The following is a 16,897-nucleotide window of genomic DNA, read 5'->3' on the forward strand; positions in this document are numbered from 1 at the left end:
GTCAGGATTCCTTGACGATGATGCTGCCTACCTGGGTGGCGATGCGCCGCATGTCCTTGGTGACTTCCACCAGCTGGTTGGCAATATCCCGGTTCCGGGCGTATTGGGCCCATTTCATGTCCTTGATCATGTCCGCAACCCACACCCGGTGGGTCCGTTCCGCCCGCTTGGCCAGGCGGAGGATCTCGATCCAGTAGTCCTCCAGATCGTCCAGGTTGTTCAGCTGCCGCATGGCGTCCACGGTGAGTTCGGCCTGCCGGCTGATGATCTCGAGCTGGTCCGCGGCGCGCTTGGGAAGGCGTTCGAGCTTGTACAGGGCCACCAGTTCCGCTGCGGCGTCCAGCTTCTCCATGGCCTCGTTGAGGTAGCGGGAGAGGGCGTACATGTCCTCGCGGGGGAGCGGATTCACGAAGCTGGTGCGCATGTGGGTCAGCAGTGCGAAGTGCAGCTCCGCGGATTTGGCCTCGTGATCGTGCATGTCTTCAACCAGGCGGTTGTGCTCGGTGGCCGGGACGCCGAGGATTTCGGCCAGCGTCGCGGTGGCGAGGACGATCTGGCGGGCCATCTGCGAGAGCAGGTGCAGCCCTGCGGGCTCCTGCGGAAACAGGCGGAGCTTCACCTTCGGGTTCCGGCGAAGGCAGGGAGCGGCAGGGAATGTGGCCCACGGGCCATGTGACTTGACGTTGACCCGCACATGGGGATTACTTTACCGGCAGATCCACGCGGGCATAAAAGTGGTGCCGAACCGGATACGCCTCTCGGCGGTAGGCCGCTCTAGGCGGCTAAATGTTGAAGCCCGGGGGTTTCGCGGTTCGGCACCGGTTTCAGTTTTCTACTTTGGCTGAACCAAGTCAACATTGACAGCCGGGCCCCTCCGTGCGTAACGGTGGCGGACTTGTTGAGCAGGCCGCACCGCACGGATGCCTCGCGGCTCGCCTCAGTCCAGTTCGCCCAGCCGCCAGGCGTTTGCCGCGTGCTCCAGGTCCTCGGCGGTCTTCACCAGGAGGTGGGAATTGCGGGTCAGTTTGCTGGCGTGGCTCTCGTTGCTGTGCTCGGCGCCGTCGGCCAGGGTGGCCTGGCCCAGCGCAACCACGCGGCAGAACGCGGCGGAGCGTTCCAGCGCGACGTCGAACTCGCCGTCGAACGCTCCGGAAAGGATGGCGTCCGCCATCGTCTTCATTTCGTCCGCTCCCGGCGGCTCGGCAGCGCCGGCCACCACATTGGAAACCTGCGCGGTGTCCTTGCCGGCCTTGAAGTACACGGAGATCCGCTCGGGGTCCTGGATGGTGGCGGCCCGCAGCGCGTAGAGCCGCCAGAGTGCGCCGGGCAGTGACCTGGCCGGGCTTTCCGCCCACATTTCTGCGATGGCTTCCAGGCCTTGCTCGTCCGCAAGCTTGACGAGGCGCTTGGTCACCTTGGGGTCGTCGCTGTCACGGCCGTGGCGCACCAGCGCCTGGGCGGCAAGGTGCGCAGCCTCGGAGACCCGGGCAGGGTCTGCGCCGCCTGCGAACGGCTCAAAGTCGATGGGCGCAAAAGGCTTGGGCTTGTGATGCCGGTTTGCACCGCCGTAGGGCTTGGATCCAGCTTGCTCGCTCATGCCCCCACGCTACTCCTGTGCTGTTCTGTTATCGAGCTTGCCGCCGGGCTGCTTAAGGAGTATTGGGGGAAGCGCTGGCGGCCATTGTTGATGTTTGGGTGTCACCGTTAACGCACGACGGCGCCGCGTGCCGTTGTGTCAAAGCTGCCCCCGACGTGGGGTACAGTATTTAACGTCCAGAAATGGACTGGGCTGATAGTTCGTTGAGGTGCGCATCCGCGCATATTTACGGCAGTCAGCTGGGGCCTTTAGCTCAGTTGGTAGAGCATCGGACTTTTAATCCGTGGGTCGTGGGTTCGATCCCCACAGGGCCCACTCTTTTAGCGAAGAGTGGAAAACCTCCGGCTTCCTGGTGACAGGAGGCCGGAGGTTTTTTGTTGCCCGGAACTGCTTGCCCTTATGTGCATCGACCATTGTCGATATGCTGTGCGGGTGAAGTTTCTCCAGAACGCACCCCGCTTCCTGTTTTTCACCGGGAAGGGTGGCGTGGGCAAGACCTCCGTGGCGTGTGCAACAGCGCTCACCCTTGCCAGGGCCGGCCGGAAGGTCTTGCTGGTCAGCACCGACCCCGCGTCCAATGTGGGACAGGTCTTCGGCGTGACCATCGGGAACACCGTCACTGCCATCCAGGACGTACCAGGTCTCTCTGCGCTGGAAATTGACCCCGAACAGGCCGTCGAAGCCTACCGGGAACGGATCATCGCGCCCGTCCGCGGACTCCTGCCCGAGACTGAATTGGCCGGCATTGCGGAGAGCCTCTCCGGTTCCTGCACCACGGAGATCGCCTCGTTCGATGAATTTACGAACCTGCTCGCCGACGACAGCTCCTACGGGGAGTATGACCACATCGTCTTCGACACCGCCCCGACGGGCCACACGATCCGGCTGTTACAGCTGCCCGGCTCGTGGACCGATTTCCTGGCAGCCGGCAAGGGGGACCCGTCCTGCCTGGGCCCCTTGTCGGGGCTCGAGAAGCACAAGCAGGTGTATGCCAAGGCAGTCCAGGCCCTCACGGACCCGGCCAGGACCCGGCTTGTGCTGGTCAGCCGTGCGCAGACATCATCGCTGGGCGAGATCGAGCGGACCTATCTGGAGCTCAACCGGATCGGGATCGGCAGCGGTTACGTCGTTGTCAACGGCGTCCTGCCCGAAGCGGCAGGGGAGGAGGACCTGGCGCAGGCCCTTCGCGCCCGGGAGGCTGCTGCCATCGCAGCCATCCCCGACGCGGTCGCCGGCCTGCCCCGGGATGTCCTGGACCTGAAACCGGGGAATATGGTCGGCATTGCGGCGCTTGAGTCCCTGTTCGCGCCCACTTCCGGCGCCCACATTGCTGATGACGCCGCGCCGGGCCCCGAGATTGAGGACGCCCCCCTGGCTGCCCTGGTCGACGAAGTGGAGCTCGGCGGGCACGGCCTCGTGATGTGCATGGGCAAGGGCGGGGTCGGGAAGACCACCGTCGCGGCCGCCATTGCGGTCGCCCTGGCCAAGCGCGGGCATGCGGTCCATCTCACCACCACCGATCCCGCAGCCCATCTCACCGAAACACTCCACGGCTCCATCCCGGGCCTGAAGGTTTCCCGCATCGATCCGGAAGCGGCCATCCAGGAATATCGAAGCCATGTGATGGAGACCAAGGGCCGGAGCCTGGACGATGACGGGCGCGCGGCCCTCGCTGAGGACCTGATGTCCCCGTGCACGGACGAGGTGGCTGTGTTCCGGCAGTTCTCCAGGGTGGTGCAGGAATCCCGCCGGCACTTCGTAGTGATCGACACGGCGCCGACCGGCCACACCCTGCTGCTCCTGGACGCCACCGGCTCGTACCACCGGGAGATCGCGCGACAGGTCGGCGACACGATGGGGTTCGTGACTCCGCTCATGCGGCTTCAGGACCCGGCCCGGACGAAGGTTGTCCTCGTTACCTTGGCCGAAACAACGCCGGTGCTGGAAGTCGAGGAGTTGAAGAGCGACCTGGAACGGGCCGGAATTCATCCATGGGCCTGGGTCATCAACAACTCGATCGCCGCCGCGCACCCCCGGACGACGTTCCTGCGGGCCCGTGCCGCGAGCGAAATCGAACAGATCATGAAGGTGCGCACCCTGACGGACAGGGTGGCGCTCATTCCGTTGCTGGCCGAAGAACCCATCGGCGAGGAGAAGTTGTCGGCCTTGACCGCCCTAAGCTCCCTGCCTGCCTGACGTGGGGCCCCACCCGGCTTCCACGGACTACTTTTCCGCCGCCGGACTGTGGATCACAGGGACGTCAGGAGGCCTGCCGTCTGTTCCATGGCGCCGGGAACGAGGGAGTAGTAGGCCCACGTGCCGCGCTTCTCCCGGTGCAGCAGGCCGGCGTCGACCAGGATCTTAAGGTGATGCGACACGGTGGGCTGCCCCAGGTCCAGCGGCTCGGTGAGGTCGCAGACGCAGGCCTCCCCGGACCCGCCGCTCTTGACGATGGATAGCAGTCGCAATCTGTTGGGATCGGAGAGGGCCTTGAACACGAGGGCCTTGCGCCGGGCATCCTCAGCACTGAGGACAGGCCGGCCGGACGGTGCACAGCAGCCCTCGTCGAGGGCCGGCTCAACAGTTTGCAGAGAATTCATGGGTCTATTATGCACACAGATTGACATTCATCGATATAGTTGGGAATACTTCATATCGACAACCATCAATCTTTCCGCAGAGCGACACAAACGCAGCACAGGAGTCCCGTGAGCACCCAGACCGTTTCTTCGCCCACCCGTGAAGGCGAGGCTGCCGTCGTTGGCAAACTTTCCACCCTGGACCGCTTCCTGCCGGTGTGGATCATCGCTGCCATGGTCCTGGGCCTGCTCCTGGGCAGCTTCATCCCCGGCCTGAACACCGCACTTGAGGCAGTCAAGGTGGGCGAAGTTTCGCTGCCGATCGCCATCGGGCTACTGGTGATGATGTATCCGGTGCTGGCGAAAGTCCGCTACGACCAGGCACACCGCGTGGTCGGGGACCGGAAGCTCATGATCACCTCCCTGGTGCTGAACTGGGTCCTCGCCCCGGCGTTCATGTTTGCCTTGGCCTGGGTCTTCATTCCGGATCTGCCCGAGTACCGGACCGGACTGATCATCGTGGGCCTGGCCCGCTGCATCGCCATGGTGATGATCTGGAACGACCTCGCCTGCGGGGACCGCGAAGCCGCCGCCGTGCTGGTTGCCATCAATTCCGTCTTCCAGGTCATCGCGTTCGGCGCCCTTGGCTGGTTCTACCTGCAGCTGCTGCCGGGCTGGCTGGGCCTGCCCACCACCAGTGCGGACTTCTCCTTCTGGGCCATCACCGCTTCCGTCCTGGTCTTCCTGGGGATCCCGCTGCTGGCCGGCTTCCTTACCCGCACGATCGGAGAAAAGGCCAAGGGCCGGGACTGGTACGAAGGAACGTTCCTGCCGAAGCTCGGACCGTGGGCGCTATACGGCCTGCTGTTCACCATCACGCTGCTGTTCGCCCTGCAGGGCGGGACCATCACTTCGCGCCCGCTCGACGTCGTCCGGATCGCCCTGCCCCTGCTGGTCTACTTCCTGGTGGTATTCGGCGCCGGCATGCTGATCGGGAAGTGGCTCGACCTGGGCTACGCCAAAACCACCACCCTGGCGTTCACCGCCGCCGGCAACAACTTCGAGCTCGCCATCGCCGTGGCGATCGGCACCTTCGGGGTGACCTCCGGGCAGGCCTTGGCCGGCGTCGTCGGACCCTTGATTGAAGTCCCGGTCCTTGTTGCACTGGTCTATGCGGCCCTCTGGGCCCGCAAGCGCTACTTCACCTCGAGCCCCCTTTCCGTCTGATCCAGAAATCCCAGGAGAAACCGATGAGCACCGAAACCGCCAAGAAGCCCTCCGTCCTGTTCGTCTGCGTCCACAATGCCGGCCGCTCCCAGATGGCCGCCGCGTTCCTCACCACCCTGTCCAAGGGCGCCATCGAGGTCCGCTCCGCAGGTTCCCAGCCTGCCGACAAGGTCAACCCGGCCGCCGTCGAGGCAATGGCCGAACTCGGCATCGACATGTCCGCCGAAATCCCCAAGGTCCTCACCACCGAGGCCGTCAAGGAATCAGATGTCGTGATCACCATGGGCTGCGGTGACACCTGCCCGATCTTCCCCGGCAAGCGCTACGAAGACTGGGAACTCGAAGACCCGGCCGGCCAGGGCGTGGATGCCGTACGCCCCATTCGGGACGACATCAAGGCCCGCATCGAGGACCTCATCGCCTCCCTTGCCCCCGCCGCCAAGTAACCGCCCGAACCTAGGAGACCTTCCATGAGCACCGAAGTGAGCACCGAACAGCTGATCATCATCGGATCCGGCCCCGCCGGCTACACTGCGGCGATTTACGCCGCCCGCGCAGGCCTGAGGCCCCTGGTCCTGGCCGGCTCGGTAACGGCCGGCGGCGCCCTGATGAACACCACCGAAGTTGAGAACTTCCCGGGCTTCCCCGCCGGCATCCAGGGCCCCGAGCTGATGGACGGACTCCAGGAACAGGCGCAGCGGTTCGGCGCGCAGGTGGTGTTCGACGACGTCACTGAAGTGACGCTGACCGGGCACCTCAAGCGCGTGGTCACGGGCGCCGGTGACATCCACGAGGCGCCCGCCGTCATCCTCGCGACGGGTTCCGCCTACAAAGAGCTCGGCCTGCCCGAGGAGAAGAAGCTCAGCGGCCACGGTGTCTCCTGGTGCGCCACCTGTGACGGCTTCTTCTTCCGTGACCAGGACATCGTTGTCGTCGGCGGCGGGGACTCCGCCATGGAGGAAGCCACTTTCCTGACCCGCTTCGCGCGGACCGTCACCGTGGTGGTCCGCAAGGGCGAACTCCGCGCCTCCCGCATCATGGCGCAGCGCGCCAAGGACAACCCGAAGATCAGTTTCGCCTGGCACTCCGCCGTCACCGCCATCCACGGCGACCCCAAGGTCACCGGCGTTACGCTGACCGACACCCGGAGCGGTGAAACCCGTGAACATGCCGCTACGGGCATATTCGTGGCGATCGGACACGTGCCCCGCACCGAACTCGTCGAGGGCCAGGTCGACTTGGATGCCGAGGGCTACATCAAGGTGGACTCGCCCACCACCGTCACCAACCTGACCGGCGTCTTCGCCTGCGGGGACGCCGTGGACCACCGCTACCGCCAGGCCATCACCGCCGCAGGCACCGGGTGCGCAGCCGCCCTCGACGCCGAGCGCTACCTCGCCGCCCTGGATGACGCGGACAGCATCGCGACCGCCCTGGTCGAAGAACCCACCCACGCCTGAATTGGCCCCCGCCGGATGAAACAGAGGACACCATGGATGTAACAACAATCCTTCCCGTAGCTGTCATCGGAGCCGGGCCCATCGGCCTCGCCGCGGCAGCGCACCTCATCGAACGAGGTTTGGAGCCGCTGATCCTTGAGGCCGGCGCGGCTCCTGCCTCTGCCATCGAGCAGTGGCGCCACATCCGGCTGTTCTCGCCATGGCAGTACAACACTGACGCTGCAGCCGTCCGCCTGCTCACCGGGACCGGCTGGGAATCACCGGAGCCGACGGCGCTGCCCACCGGCGGTGAATTCATCGATCACTACCTCGCCCCCTTGGCCGCACTTCCCGCCATCGCGTCCCGCTTGCACACGGGCGCCCGTGTGGTGGCTGTGACCCGGCACGGCATGGACAAAACCCACAGCCGCAACCGGAACACCACACCCTTCGTGGTCCGGGTGGAACACGCCGACGGCGAAGTCCGCGACTACCGGGCTGCCGCCGTCATCGACGCCTCCGGCACCTGGTCCACGCGCAACCCGCTCGGCACCTCCGGCCTGCCGGCCCTCGGCGAGGCTGATGCGGCCGCCCGCATCTCCTCCCCGCTGCCTGACGTGCTGGGCCGTGACCGTGCAGCCTTTGCCGGGCGCACCGCCGTCGTCGTCGGGGCCGGCCACTCGGCCGCCAACACCCTGATCAATCTCTCCGAGCTCGCGGCCCAGGTGCCCGGGACGAAGATCGTGTGGGCCATCCGCGGCACCTCCGCTGCCAAGGTCTACGGCGGCGGTGACGCTGACGGCCTTGCTGCCCGCGGCCAGCTCGGCAGCCGGCTCCGCGGCCTCGTCGAGTCCGGTGCCGTGGAACTTCACGCCGGCTTCGGGATCGCATCCCTGACGGCTGCCGAGGGCGCCGTCACCCTGACCTCAACCGACGGCCGCACCCTCGAAACCGACGTCGTGGTTCCGGCCACCGGCTTCCGCCCGGACCTGGGCATCCTCCGTGAACTCCGGCTGGAACTCGACCCCGGTGTGGAAGCCCCGCGTGAGCTCGGCCCGCTGATCGACCCCGAATTCCACTCCTGCGGCACGGTCGAACCCCACGGTGCCAGAATGCTGGCCCACCCGGAAGCCGACTTCTACATCGTGGGCATGAAGTCCTACGGCCGTGCCCCGACCTTCCTGCTCGCCACCGGCTACGAGCAGGTACGCTCCGTCACCGCAGCCTTGGCAGGGGACCGGAAGGCTGCCGACACCGTCCAGCTCGAGCTGCCCGAAACCGGTGTCTGCTCCTCCGATATCGGCACCAGCTGCGACATCCCCGCGGTCCAGCCTGCAGGTTTTGTGGCCGAGACCTCCGGCGGCTGCTGCGGAACGCCCGAGCCGGTCCTCGTCGGATTCCCCACGGGCCTGGCCCACGGCCGCTCCGCCGACAACTGACCTCCTTCCGAAGCTTTCACCAACCGACCACACTGGAGTACCGACATGACCGACCACCCCGAACACCGCCCGGACCGGCAGGACAAAAAGCCCGGCGTCCTGTTCGTATGCAGTAAGAATGGCGGGAAGTCCCAGCTCGCCGCCGGACTGATGAACCAGCTCGCCGCCGGAACCGTCACGGTGCACTCCGCCGGGACGAAACCCGGCAAGTCGCTGAACCCCCAGTCCGTGGACGCGCTGGCAGAGCTCGGCATCGACATCACGGGGGAACACCCCAAACCCGTCACCGACGACGTCCTGGACGCGGTCGACGTCGTCATCGTCTTGGGCAACGAGGCGAAAGTCGAAGCCCACGCGGGCAAGCGGCTTGAGTTCTGGGATACGGACGAGCCCTCCGAGCGCGGCATCGAAGGCATGGAACGCATGCGCCTGGTCCGGGATGACATCAGGGCGCGCGTCCGGAAGCTGTATGCGGAGCTGACCGGTAACTGACCGTGCCGGCGCCCGCTCCCGCCCGGATCCTCGTCGCGGAGGGTGCACCGCGCGGCGGACTCGCCGCGATGTGCGTCACCCAGACCACCGCGTGGGGCGCGCTGTACTACGCCTTGATCGCGGCAGTCCCGCGCATCAGCCAGGACACCGGCTGGGGCCCGGCCGCCGTGACGGGCGCGTTTTCGGCCGGCCTGCTGGTTTCCGCGGTGTCCGGGATCTCCGTCGGCAGGGTCCTCGACAGGACCGGGCCCCGCAGGCTGATGATCGGCGGATCCCTCATCGGAGTGCTGGCCCTGGCCATGGTGTCGGTGGCACCGAACCTGCCCGTATTCTTTGTGGCCTGGCTGCTCGTCGGCGCCGCGCAGGCCGCCGTGCTGTACCAGCCGGCCTTCACGGTGATCAGCCGCTGGTACGGGCCTGCGCGCATGCGGCCGCTGACGGTGCTGACCCTCGTCGCCGGGTTCGCATCCACCATTTTCGCGCCCTTCACCGCGGCCCTGGGCTCCGCGTTCGGCTGGAGAGGCGCCTTCATCATCCTCGCCGGGATCCTTGGGATCATCACCGTGCCGTTGCATGCCCGCTACTTGAACCGGGACTGGGCACCGGCCGTTATCACACCCCCTGCGGCTGAGCGACGGGACGCAGTGCGCACCATCAGGCGCAGTGGTGAATTCCTTGGCTTGCAGGTCCTCATGCTCCTGTTGTGCCTCGGTCTTTATACCGTGACGTTGAATGTCATCCCCCTGCTGATCGAAAAGGGAGCCGACTACACCACGGCCGCGCTCGGGCTCGGCCTCGTGGGCGCCGGACAGGTTGGCGGACGTCTGCTATTCGGCACCATCCCGTCCGGCGCGCGGCTGCCGGTCATCACCGGTACCGCCACAGGCGCCGTCCTGCTCCTCGCCGTCATGCCCGGGCCGGTCCCCGCGCTGATGGCCGCCGGCATGCTCGCGGGTGCGGTCAGAGGGTGCCAGACCCTGCTGCAGGCCACTGTCGTCGCTGACCGGTGGGGAACACAAAATCTTGGCACCTTGCAGGGACTGTTCGCCGCGCCGCTCACAGCTGTCACCGCCATCACCCCGGCCGCCGGACCTGCACTGGCAGCCTGGCTCGGAAGTTACACAAACATGGCCTACGCCGCGGCCGCCGCCACGGGGACCGCAGCCGTCATCGCCGTCGTCGCCTCACGACGCCCGCGGACGATCCCTTCCTAAACCCGCCCCGCTAGCGCCCGCTATTTCCCGGTCAGCGTCCAGGAGCGCTTGGAGAGCCCGAACCAGAAGCCGTCGATAGCCGTTTTGGCGTTCAGGTCGCCGGACCCGTAGGCGGCACCGAGGGCCACATAAAGCGGTGCCCAGTGCTCGCTGCGCGGATGCGCCTCCAACGCTGCCGGTGCCTTGTGCAGGAAATCCAGGATCGAATCGACATCGCCGGCCGCCATGGTTTCCTGAGCCCAGTGGTCGAATTCGCTCGAAGCGGCCGGCGGCGCGGTGTCCGGGCCGCCGGCCGGGTTGAACCAGCGCAGGTTATGCGTGGTGAAGCCGGAACCGACGATAAGCGTGCCGCGGTCCCGCAGCGGGGCCAGCGTCTTGCCTAGATTGAACAGGCCTTGCGGATCCAGGGTGGGCATGGACATCTGGAGCACCGGGATATCAGCTTCCGGATACATTTCCACGAGCGGCACGTAGGCGCCGTGGTCCAGGCCGCGTTCCTCGTCGCGTTCCACGTGGTGGCCATGGGTGGAAACGAGCTTCTCCACCTCATTGGCGAGTTCCACCGCCCGGGGGGCGTCGTAGCTGACGTCGTAGTACTTCTGCGGGAAGCCCCAGAAGTCGTAGACGAGTCCGGGGTTCCGTGTGGTGGCGCTGAGGGTCACCGGGGCGTTTTCCCAATGTGCGGACACCATCAGGATGTCCTTCGGCTTGCCGAAGGCGCCGGACCAGGCGCTGAGCTCACTGGTCCAGCGCGCGTCGTCGGCCAGGGGAGGCGCGCCGTGGCTCAGGAAGAGAACGGGCGGGCGGTCAAGTGTCTGCGTCATATCTCCATTCTAGAAGCTTTTACTTGAATCTTCAACCATTAGTCCGGACTGGATCAGGAAGTGGCCGGCGAGGCCGTCGACGCCCGGCGTCCGCGATGGCAACCGGGGAGGGAAAGAAGGCGCTCGCCGACAGCGGCCTCAGGCCCGTGGACGGCAGCCGCACCCCGGAGCAGGCGGGCGTGGGCAGTGTCGCGGCCCTGAAGCCTGCCTCGCCGGAATCCGTGGAGCGGGCGCTGAAGGGCTGGTCCCTCCGGGCCATCCCCTTCAGGTCGCTGGTGGTCATGGACGTCTCCGGCTCGATGAACTTCCAGGCTGGCGAACAGACCCGCATGCAGCTCACGCAACAGGCGGCCATAGCGGGCAGCAAGCTGTTCCCCGACACCGCCGCTTTGGGGATGTGGGCGTTCTCCATTGGACTGGGAGGCGGCAGCCAGGACTACGTAGAGCTCGATCCCATCAGGAAGACCCGGACTCCCTCAGCCTCGAGGAACTCCTCGAAGCCCTCGAGCGCGAACGGGACCCCGCCAGGCCTGTGGTGGTTGTCAGCATCGGCGTCACCGAGGATGCGGATGCCGAGACCCTCCGGAAGATTGCAGAGCCACCGGCGGCACCAGCTATGTTGCGAGGAATTCGGCGGACATCCCGAGCGTTTTCGCGGATGCGCTGCAGGCTCGCGCACAATAGCTTCATGGCCAACAGCAGCGAGCGGCGCCTTCCGCGACTTGAAGATGTAGCGGAACGCGCCGGCGTCTCGCACCAAACGGTATCCCGCGTCATCAACAACCACCCCAACGTGAGCAAGGCAACCAGGGAGCGCGTTGAGGCGGCCATTGCCGAGCTGGGATACCGGCGGAACACCGCGGCGCGCAGCCTGGTGACGCGGCGTTCGCATACCATCGGCGTCCTGGCCAGCGAGTTGTCCCAGTACGGACCCGCCAACACGCTCCTTGGCGTGGAGCAGGCTGCCCGCGATGCCGGCTACTTCGTGAGCATCGCGGCCATCCGCGAGGTCAGCGCGGAATCGATCGCCGATGCCGCGCGCCATTTTATGGACCAGGGTGTGGACGGCATTGTGGCCCTGGTGCCGCACGCCGGAACCCTGCAGGCATTGGAGCAGCTGAACCTGGACGTGCCCGTGGTGGTGGTGGGCTCCAGCGGTGAGGGCCGGTTCAGCGGCGCCATGGTGGACCAGAAGATGGGTGCGCGGCTGGCCGTCGCGCATTTGATCGAGCAGGGCCACCAGCGAATCGGACACATATCCGGACCGCAGGACTGGATCGACGGCTCGGAGCGTACCGAAGGCTGGCGTGAGGCGCTGGCGCAGGCGGGACTGGCTGACGACCTTCTCGTCGAGGGGGACTGGAGCGCGGGCAGCGGCTATGGCATCGGCCAGAAGCTCGCCGTCGAGCGGACCGCCACCGCGGTATTCGTGGGCAACGACCAGATGGCGCTCGGGGTCTTGCGCGCCTTCAGTGAAGCGGGCGTGCGGGTGCCCCAGGACGTCTCAGTGGTGGGTTTCGACGACCAGCCGGAAGCCGGCTATTTCACCCCGCCGCTCACCACTGTCCGCCAGGACTTCGAGGAGCTTGGCCGCCGCTGCATGGATATGATGCTGGCGCTGCTGGAAGACGGCGCGGCGGCGGGAACAACCGTGGTGGAACCTCGGATAGTGGTGCGTGCAAGCACGGCCCGACCGGACGCCAGTCGCCGCTGACGACGCCCTTCCCGGCAATATGTCGGGCGCTGCCTCCCGGCCCCTGCGAAACCAGACCTTTTTCAAGAAATTTATATGCATGTGCATCCAGATTTGATGCTGCGCCGGTAGTTAGGGGTGTAAGCACAATTGCCCGCCAGCCGGGCCGATGAAGGAGAAGGACATGCGCACAAGCATTTTCACAGCCGGCGCCGGAGCAGCCGCAATCGCGGCAGCAATCGCTCTCGCCGGCCCGGCCCAGGCCGCCGACGGAGACGCCCGGCTTTCGGTGCTGCACGGCGTTCCCGGGCTCACCGTGGATGTCTGGGTCAACGGCGACCGCACCCTTGACGATTTCGCTCCCGGAACCCTTGCCGGGCCGCTCTCGCTGCCGGCCGGTGCCTACGAACTCGCCATCACTGCCTCGGACGCCGCCGATGCGTCGGCTCCTGTCATCGGTCCAGTCACCGTGACGCTCGCCGCGAGCGGAAACTACACCGCAGTAGCCAACCTCGACGCGGCGGGCAAGCCGACGGCGAACTTCTTTACCAATGACGTCTCGCAGATCGCGGCAGGCAAGGGCAAGTTGACCGTCCGGCACGCAGCTGCGGCGCCTGCCGTGGATGTCCTTGCCGGCGGAACAGCCGTTGTTTCCAACCTGGCCAACCCCAGCGAGCAGACTCTCAGCCTGGACCCCGCCACTATCTCCGCAGCAGTGGCGGCGACCGGAACCACCACGCCGGTGATTGGCCCTGCTGACGTCACTGTGGCCGAAGGCACGCACACGATTGTCTACGCCTGGGGAAGCCTGGCGGACAGCAATCTCCAGCTGGCCGTGCAGACCATCGAGGGGCTGCATTCCGCGCCGGGTTCGGTCCCGGGAGCCCGTGACGGCTCGTCCGGGACCTCGGCGGCAGGACCGGCCGTCGTGACGGTCGGGTTCGGTGCCGCAGCCCTTGCGCTGCTCCTCGGGGGCGTGGGTGTAGCCCGCACCATTGCCGCCCGGCGGGCAGGCTAGCAAGGCAGCACGGCAGCAGGAGGCCCGGCCGTCCGACGCGCGTCGGACGGCCGGGCCGCAGTCCTCATCAACCAACGTTGCAAGCCCTGACGGGGCTTGCGTCGGGGAAGGCCGGTCATGAAGCCAGGCACCGCGACGGCAGGGGCGTTCCGCCGTCGTTATTCCTTTCCGCCCAAGGCTGCCGCCGTGGCCGCAGCGGCGCTCCTGCTCGCGGCGTGCGCTCCCTCCGTGCCCGTCCCGCAGCCCTCGGCGGCAGTGACGAGCGAAGGTGCCTTGCCGGCCGCGACTCCGTCCCCGCCTGCCGCGGCACCTGGCGCCTCGCGGCATGCTGGTCAGAACAAGGAATCCATTCCACAGCGGCCGGCCAGCCTGCCGGCAGCTGCTGAGGCGGCGCCGGCCCCGATCTCACTCTCTGTGGCCGGAACGTCCATCAACATGGCAGTGGTGCCGGTGGGGGTCTCATCCGACAGGGCCATGGAGATCCCTGAGGCCTTCGACCAGGCCGGGTGGTACAGGTTTGGGCCGGCCCCAGGAGCGGCTGCCGGGACAGCGGTGATCGCAGGGCACATTGACACAACCTCCGAGAGGGCGCCCTTTTCGCAATTAAAGACACTGGCGCCGGGGACTGCGGTCCAGGTGGGACGCCAGGGCGCGCCCGCGCTGAACTACCGGGTGGTCAGTGTGGAGCTGATGGCCAAAGATAGCTTCGATGGTGATTCACTTTTCCGCCGTTCCGGTCCGCATGAACTCAAAGTGGTCACCTGCGGGGGCAGGTGGCTGCAGGAGCGAATGGACTACAGCGACAATGTGATTGTCACCGCCGTCCTTGAGTGAGCGGTGCTCCTTCGGAACTCCTTTCTCTGTTGACTTCTTCCTCTGTTGACTTTCTGTTTGTTAGCGCTAACAATTAAGGCAACCGCAGAGCGGCGGAGACTATGGGAGGAATTGATGGACGTCACAGCAGACGGTTCAGACAGCTACGTGATCGGCGTCGACTACGGCACGCTGTCCGGGCGGGCCGTGGTGGTCCGGGTCCGGGACGGCAAGGAACTGGGCAGCGGCGTGTTCGAATATCCCCACGCCGTGGTCACCGACTCCCTTCCGGCGGACCTGGCGGGCGACGGCGCCGAACGGCTTCCCGGGGAATGGGCCCTGCAGGTGCCGGATGACTACCGCGAGGTGTTGCGCCGGGCGGTGCCCGCTGCCATTGCCGACGCAGGGATCGCCCCCGCCGCCGTGGTGGGCATCGCCACCGACTTCACCGCCTGCACCATGGTCCCGGTCAGGGCCGATGGCACACCGTTGAATGAACTTTCCGGCTTCGCGAACCGGCCGCACGCCTATGTGAAACTGTGGCGCCACCATGCCGCCCAGCCGCAGGCGGACCGGATCAACGCCCTTGCCGCCGACCGCGGAGAAAGCTGGCTGCCGCGCTACGGGGGGCTCATTTCCTCCGAATGGGAGTTCGCCAAGGGGCTCCAGCTGCTGGAGGAGGACCCGGGAGCGTACGCCGCAATGGACCACTGGGTGGAGGCCGCCGACTGGATCGTGTGGCAGCTCTGCGGCAACTACGTCCGCAATGCCTGCACCGCCGGGTACAAGGGCATTTACCAGGACGGCAGATACCCGTCCGAGGAATTCCTGGCCGCCCTGAATCCGGACTTCAAGGATTTTGTCAGCACCAAGCTCGAACACCCCATCGGGCGGCTGGGCGACGCCGCAGGCAGGCTGACGGCCGAGGCCGCGGCCTGGACCGGGCTGCCGGAAGGCATCGCCGTCGCGGTGGGCAATGTGGACGCCCACGTCACGGCCCCCGCCGCGAAGGCCGTGGAGCCCGGTCAGCTGGTGGCCATCATGGGCACCTCCACCTGCCACGTCATGAACGGCGCCGAGCTGCGGGAAGTCCCTGGCATGTGCGGCGTGGTGGACGGTGGCATCGTTGACGGACTGTGGGGCTACGAAGCGGGCCAGAGCGGGGTGGGCGACATCTTCGGCTGGTTCACCAACAACGGCGTCCCGCCCGAATACCACCAGGCTGCCGCCGGGCAGGGGCTGGGCATCCACGAATACCTTACGGACCTCGCCTCCCGCCAGGCCATCGGCGAACACGGGCTGATCGCCCTGGACTGGCACTCCGGCAACCGCTCCGTGCTGGTGGACCATGAACTGTCCGGCGTGGTGGTGGGCCAGACCCTCGCCACCCGCCCCGAAGACAGCTACCGGGCCTTGCTGGAAGCCACGGCCTTCGGCACACGCACCATCGTGGACGCCTTCCGCGACTCGGGAGTTCCGGTCAAAGAATTCATCGTGGCCGGCGGCCTGCTGAAGAACAGGCTCCTCATGCAGATCTATGCCGACGTCACAGGCCTGCCGCTGTCCACCATCGGTTCCGCCCAGGGGCCTGCGTTGGGCTCCGCCATCCACGCCGCCGTCGCGGCGGGTGAATACCCGGACGTCCGCGCCGCTTCGGCCGCCATGGGCTCAGAGCCCGGCGGGATTTATCTTCCGATTCCGGAAAATGTTGCCGCCTACGAAGAACTTTTCCGCGAGTACCGGGCGCTGCATGACTACTTCGGCCGCGGCACCAACAGCGTAATGCACCGGCTCAAAGCCATCCAGCGTGCGGCCAGGCCGTCGTTGGCGGCCCCTGACCATGCCACAGAGCAGGTGTCCGCATGAGCCACCTCCTCGAAACCATCGCGCAGGTCCGCCGCGAGGTCTGCGACCTTCACGCCGAGCTCACGCGCTACGAACTGGTGGTGTGGACGGCCGGCAACGTCTCCGCCCGGGTTCCCGGCCACGACCTGATGGTGATCAAGCCGTCCGGAGTCTCCTATGCGGACCTCACCCCCGGGAGCATGGTTGTCACCGACCTCTACGGCACCCCGGCGGACGGGGAGTGGGGCAATCCGCCGTTCTCGCCGTCGTCGGACACTGCTGCGCATGCATACGTCTACCGGCATATGCCGGAAGTGGGCGGCGTGGTGCACACGCACTCCACCTACGCCACGGCGTGGGCGGCCCGCGGCGAAGCTATCCCGTGCGTGCTCACGATGATGAGCGACGAGTTCGGCGGCAGCATCCCGGTGGGCCCCTTCGCGCTGATCGGCGATGACTCGATCGGCCAGGGGATTGTGGAAACCTTGCGGAACTCCACATCCCCCGCGGTCCTGATGCAGAACCACGGCCCGTTCACCATCGGCAAGGACGCCAGATCCGCGGTGAAGGCCGCCGTGATGTGCGAGGAAGTGGCGCGCACCGTCCACATCTCCCGCCAGCTGGGCGAACCGCTGCCCATCGACCAGGACAGCATCGAATCCCTCTATGCCCGCTACCAGAACGTCTACGGCCAGTAGCGCCGCAGCGCGCCCGTTT

Annotated in this window: 17 protein-coding genes and 1 tRNA gene; 14 read left to right on the plus strand and 4 right to left on the minus strand. The window is 66.6% G+C overall.

The window, feature by feature from the left end; genetic code table 11:
* Position 1: 1 nt before the first annotated feature.
* Positions 2-619 (minus strand): DUF47 domain-containing protein, encoded by a 618-nt coding sequence (locus ACSQ12_RS01170; RefSeq protein WP_209741627.1) that lies wholly within the window; start codon positions 617-619, stop codon positions 2-4.
* A gap of 318 nt (positions 620-937) precedes the next feature.
* Positions 938-1,597, minus strand: a complete 660-nt coding sequence (locus tag ACSQ12_RS01175) for a hypothetical protein (protein ID WP_209741626.1) — start codon at positions 1,595-1,597, stop codon at positions 938-940.
* Between the two features lie 242 nt (positions 1,598-1,839).
* Between ACSQ12_RS01175 and ACSQ12_RS01180 the strand changes: the two genes are divergently transcribed.
* Together ACSQ12_RS01180 and arsA are read left to right on the plus strand one after the other, a co-directional pair.
* A tRNA-Lys gene (locus ACSQ12_RS01180) sits at positions 1,840-1,912 on the plus strand.
* Between the two features lie 117 nt (positions 1,913-2,029).
* Positions 2,030-3,793, plus strand: coding sequence for an arsenical pump-driving ATPase (gene arsA, locus ACSQ12_RS01185; protein WP_436063997.1), 1,764 nt, complete (start codon positions 2,030-2,032; stop codon positions 3,791-3,793).
* A gap of 53 nt (positions 3,794-3,846) precedes the next feature.
* Here the strand turns inward: arsA and ACSQ12_RS01190 are convergent, their stop codons facing one another.
* The gene (locus ACSQ12_RS01190; protein WP_209741624.1) at positions 3,847-4,197 is read right to left on the minus strand and encodes an ArsR/SmtB family transcription factor; all 351 of its coding nucleotides are present in this window, start codon (positions 4,195-4,197) and stop codon (positions 3,847-3,849) included.
* Positions 4,198-4,305: 108 nt separating this feature from the next.
* On the opposite strand from ACSQ12_RS01190, the gene arsB reads away from it, so the two are divergent.
* Genes arsB through ACSQ12_RS01220 form a run of 6 tightly spaced genes read left to right on the plus strand, consistent with a single transcriptional unit; the run spans position 4,306 to position 9,987 of the window.
* Positions 4,306-5,403, plus strand: a complete 1,098-nt coding sequence (gene arsB, locus ACSQ12_RS01195; protein ID WP_436063998.1) for an ACR3 family arsenite efflux transporter — start codon at positions 4,306-4,308, stop codon at positions 5,401-5,403.
* A 23-nt stretch (positions 5,404-5,426) separates the two neighbouring features.
* Positions 5,427-5,849: an arsenate reductase ArsC gene (locus ACSQ12_RS01200; RefSeq protein WP_209741622.1), complete on the plus strand. Its 423-nt coding sequence runs from the start codon at positions 5,427-5,429 to the stop codon at positions 5,847-5,849.
* Between the two features lie 36 nt (positions 5,850-5,885).
* Complete coding sequence (trxB, locus tag ACSQ12_RS01205; protein ID WP_436066903.1) at positions 5,886-6,863, plus strand: thioredoxin-disulfide reductase; 978 nt, start codon at positions 5,886-5,888, stop codon at positions 6,861-6,863.
* Positions 6,864-6,895: 32 nt separating this feature from the next.
* Positions 6,896-8,281: an NAD(P)-binding domain-containing protein gene (locus ACSQ12_RS01210; RefSeq protein ID WP_436063999.1), complete on the plus strand. Its 1,386-nt coding sequence runs from the start codon at positions 6,896-6,898 to the stop codon at positions 8,279-8,281.
* A gap of 45 nt (positions 8,282-8,326) precedes the next feature.
* Positions 8,327-8,773: a low molecular weight phosphatase family protein gene (locus ACSQ12_RS01215; RefSeq protein ID WP_436064000.1), complete on the plus strand. Its 447-nt coding sequence runs from the start codon at positions 8,327-8,329 to the stop codon at positions 8,771-8,773.
* Between the two features lie 2 nt (positions 8,774-8,775).
* Positions 8,776-9,987 (plus strand): MFS transporter, encoded by a 1,212-nt coding sequence (locus ACSQ12_RS01220; RefSeq protein WP_436064001.1) that lies wholly within the window; start codon positions 8,776-8,778, stop codon positions 9,985-9,987.
* A 20-nt stretch (positions 9,988-10,007) separates the two neighbouring features.
* Here the strand turns inward: ACSQ12_RS01220 and ACSQ12_RS01225 are convergent, their stop codons facing one another.
* Positions 10,008-10,811, minus strand: coding sequence for a dioxygenase family protein (locus ACSQ12_RS01225; RefSeq protein ID WP_436064002.1), 804 nt, complete (start codon positions 10,809-10,811; stop codon positions 10,008-10,010).
* Between the two features lie 95 nt (positions 10,812-10,906).
* Here ACSQ12_RS01225 and ACSQ12_RS01230 point away from each other — a divergent pair, with 95 nt between their 5' ends.
* From ACSQ12_RS01230 to ACSQ12_RS01255, 6 genes are all read left to right on the plus strand, one after another.
* A complete protein-coding gene (locus ACSQ12_RS01230; RefSeq protein WP_436064003.1) occupies positions 10,907-11,545 on the plus strand; it encodes a hypothetical protein in 639 nt (212 codons plus the stop codon).
* Positions 11,500-12,525 (plus strand): LacI family DNA-binding transcriptional regulator, encoded by a 1,026-nt coding sequence (locus tag ACSQ12_RS01235; protein ID WP_436064004.1) that lies wholly within the window; start codon positions 11,500-11,502, stop codon positions 12,523-12,525. The genes ACSQ12_RS01230 and ACSQ12_RS01235 overlap by 46 nt, the downstream gene beginning before the upstream one ends.
* A 163-nt stretch (positions 12,526-12,688) precedes the next feature.
* Positions 12,689-13,522: a DUF4397 domain-containing protein gene (locus ACSQ12_RS01240; protein ID WP_209741615.1), complete on the plus strand. Its 834-nt coding sequence runs from the start codon at positions 12,689-12,691 to the stop codon at positions 13,520-13,522.
* A 117-nt stretch (positions 13,523-13,639) separates the two neighbouring features.
* A complete protein-coding gene (locus tag ACSQ12_RS01245) occupies positions 13,640-14,356 on the plus strand; it encodes a class F sortase (protein WP_436064005.1) in 717 nt (238 codons plus the stop codon).
* A gap of 114 nt (positions 14,357-14,470) precedes the next feature.
* Complete coding sequence (araB, locus tag ACSQ12_RS01250) at positions 14,471-16,201, plus strand: ribulokinase (RefSeq protein ID WP_436064006.1); 1,731 nt, start codon at positions 14,471-14,473, stop codon at positions 16,199-16,201.
* Positions 16,198-16,878, plus strand: coding sequence for an L-ribulose-5-phosphate 4-epimerase (locus ACSQ12_RS01255; protein WP_436064007.1), 681 nt, complete (start codon positions 16,198-16,200; stop codon positions 16,876-16,878). Before araB ends, ACSQ12_RS01255 begins: the two co-directional genes overlap by 4 nt.
* The last annotated feature ends 19 nt before the right edge of the window (positions 16,879-16,897 follow it).

It is taken from the genome of Arthrobacter sp. LjRoot14 (assembly GCF_964253905.1).
GTDB lineage: Bacteria > Actinomycetota > Actinomycetes > Actinomycetales > Micrococcaceae > Arthrobacter.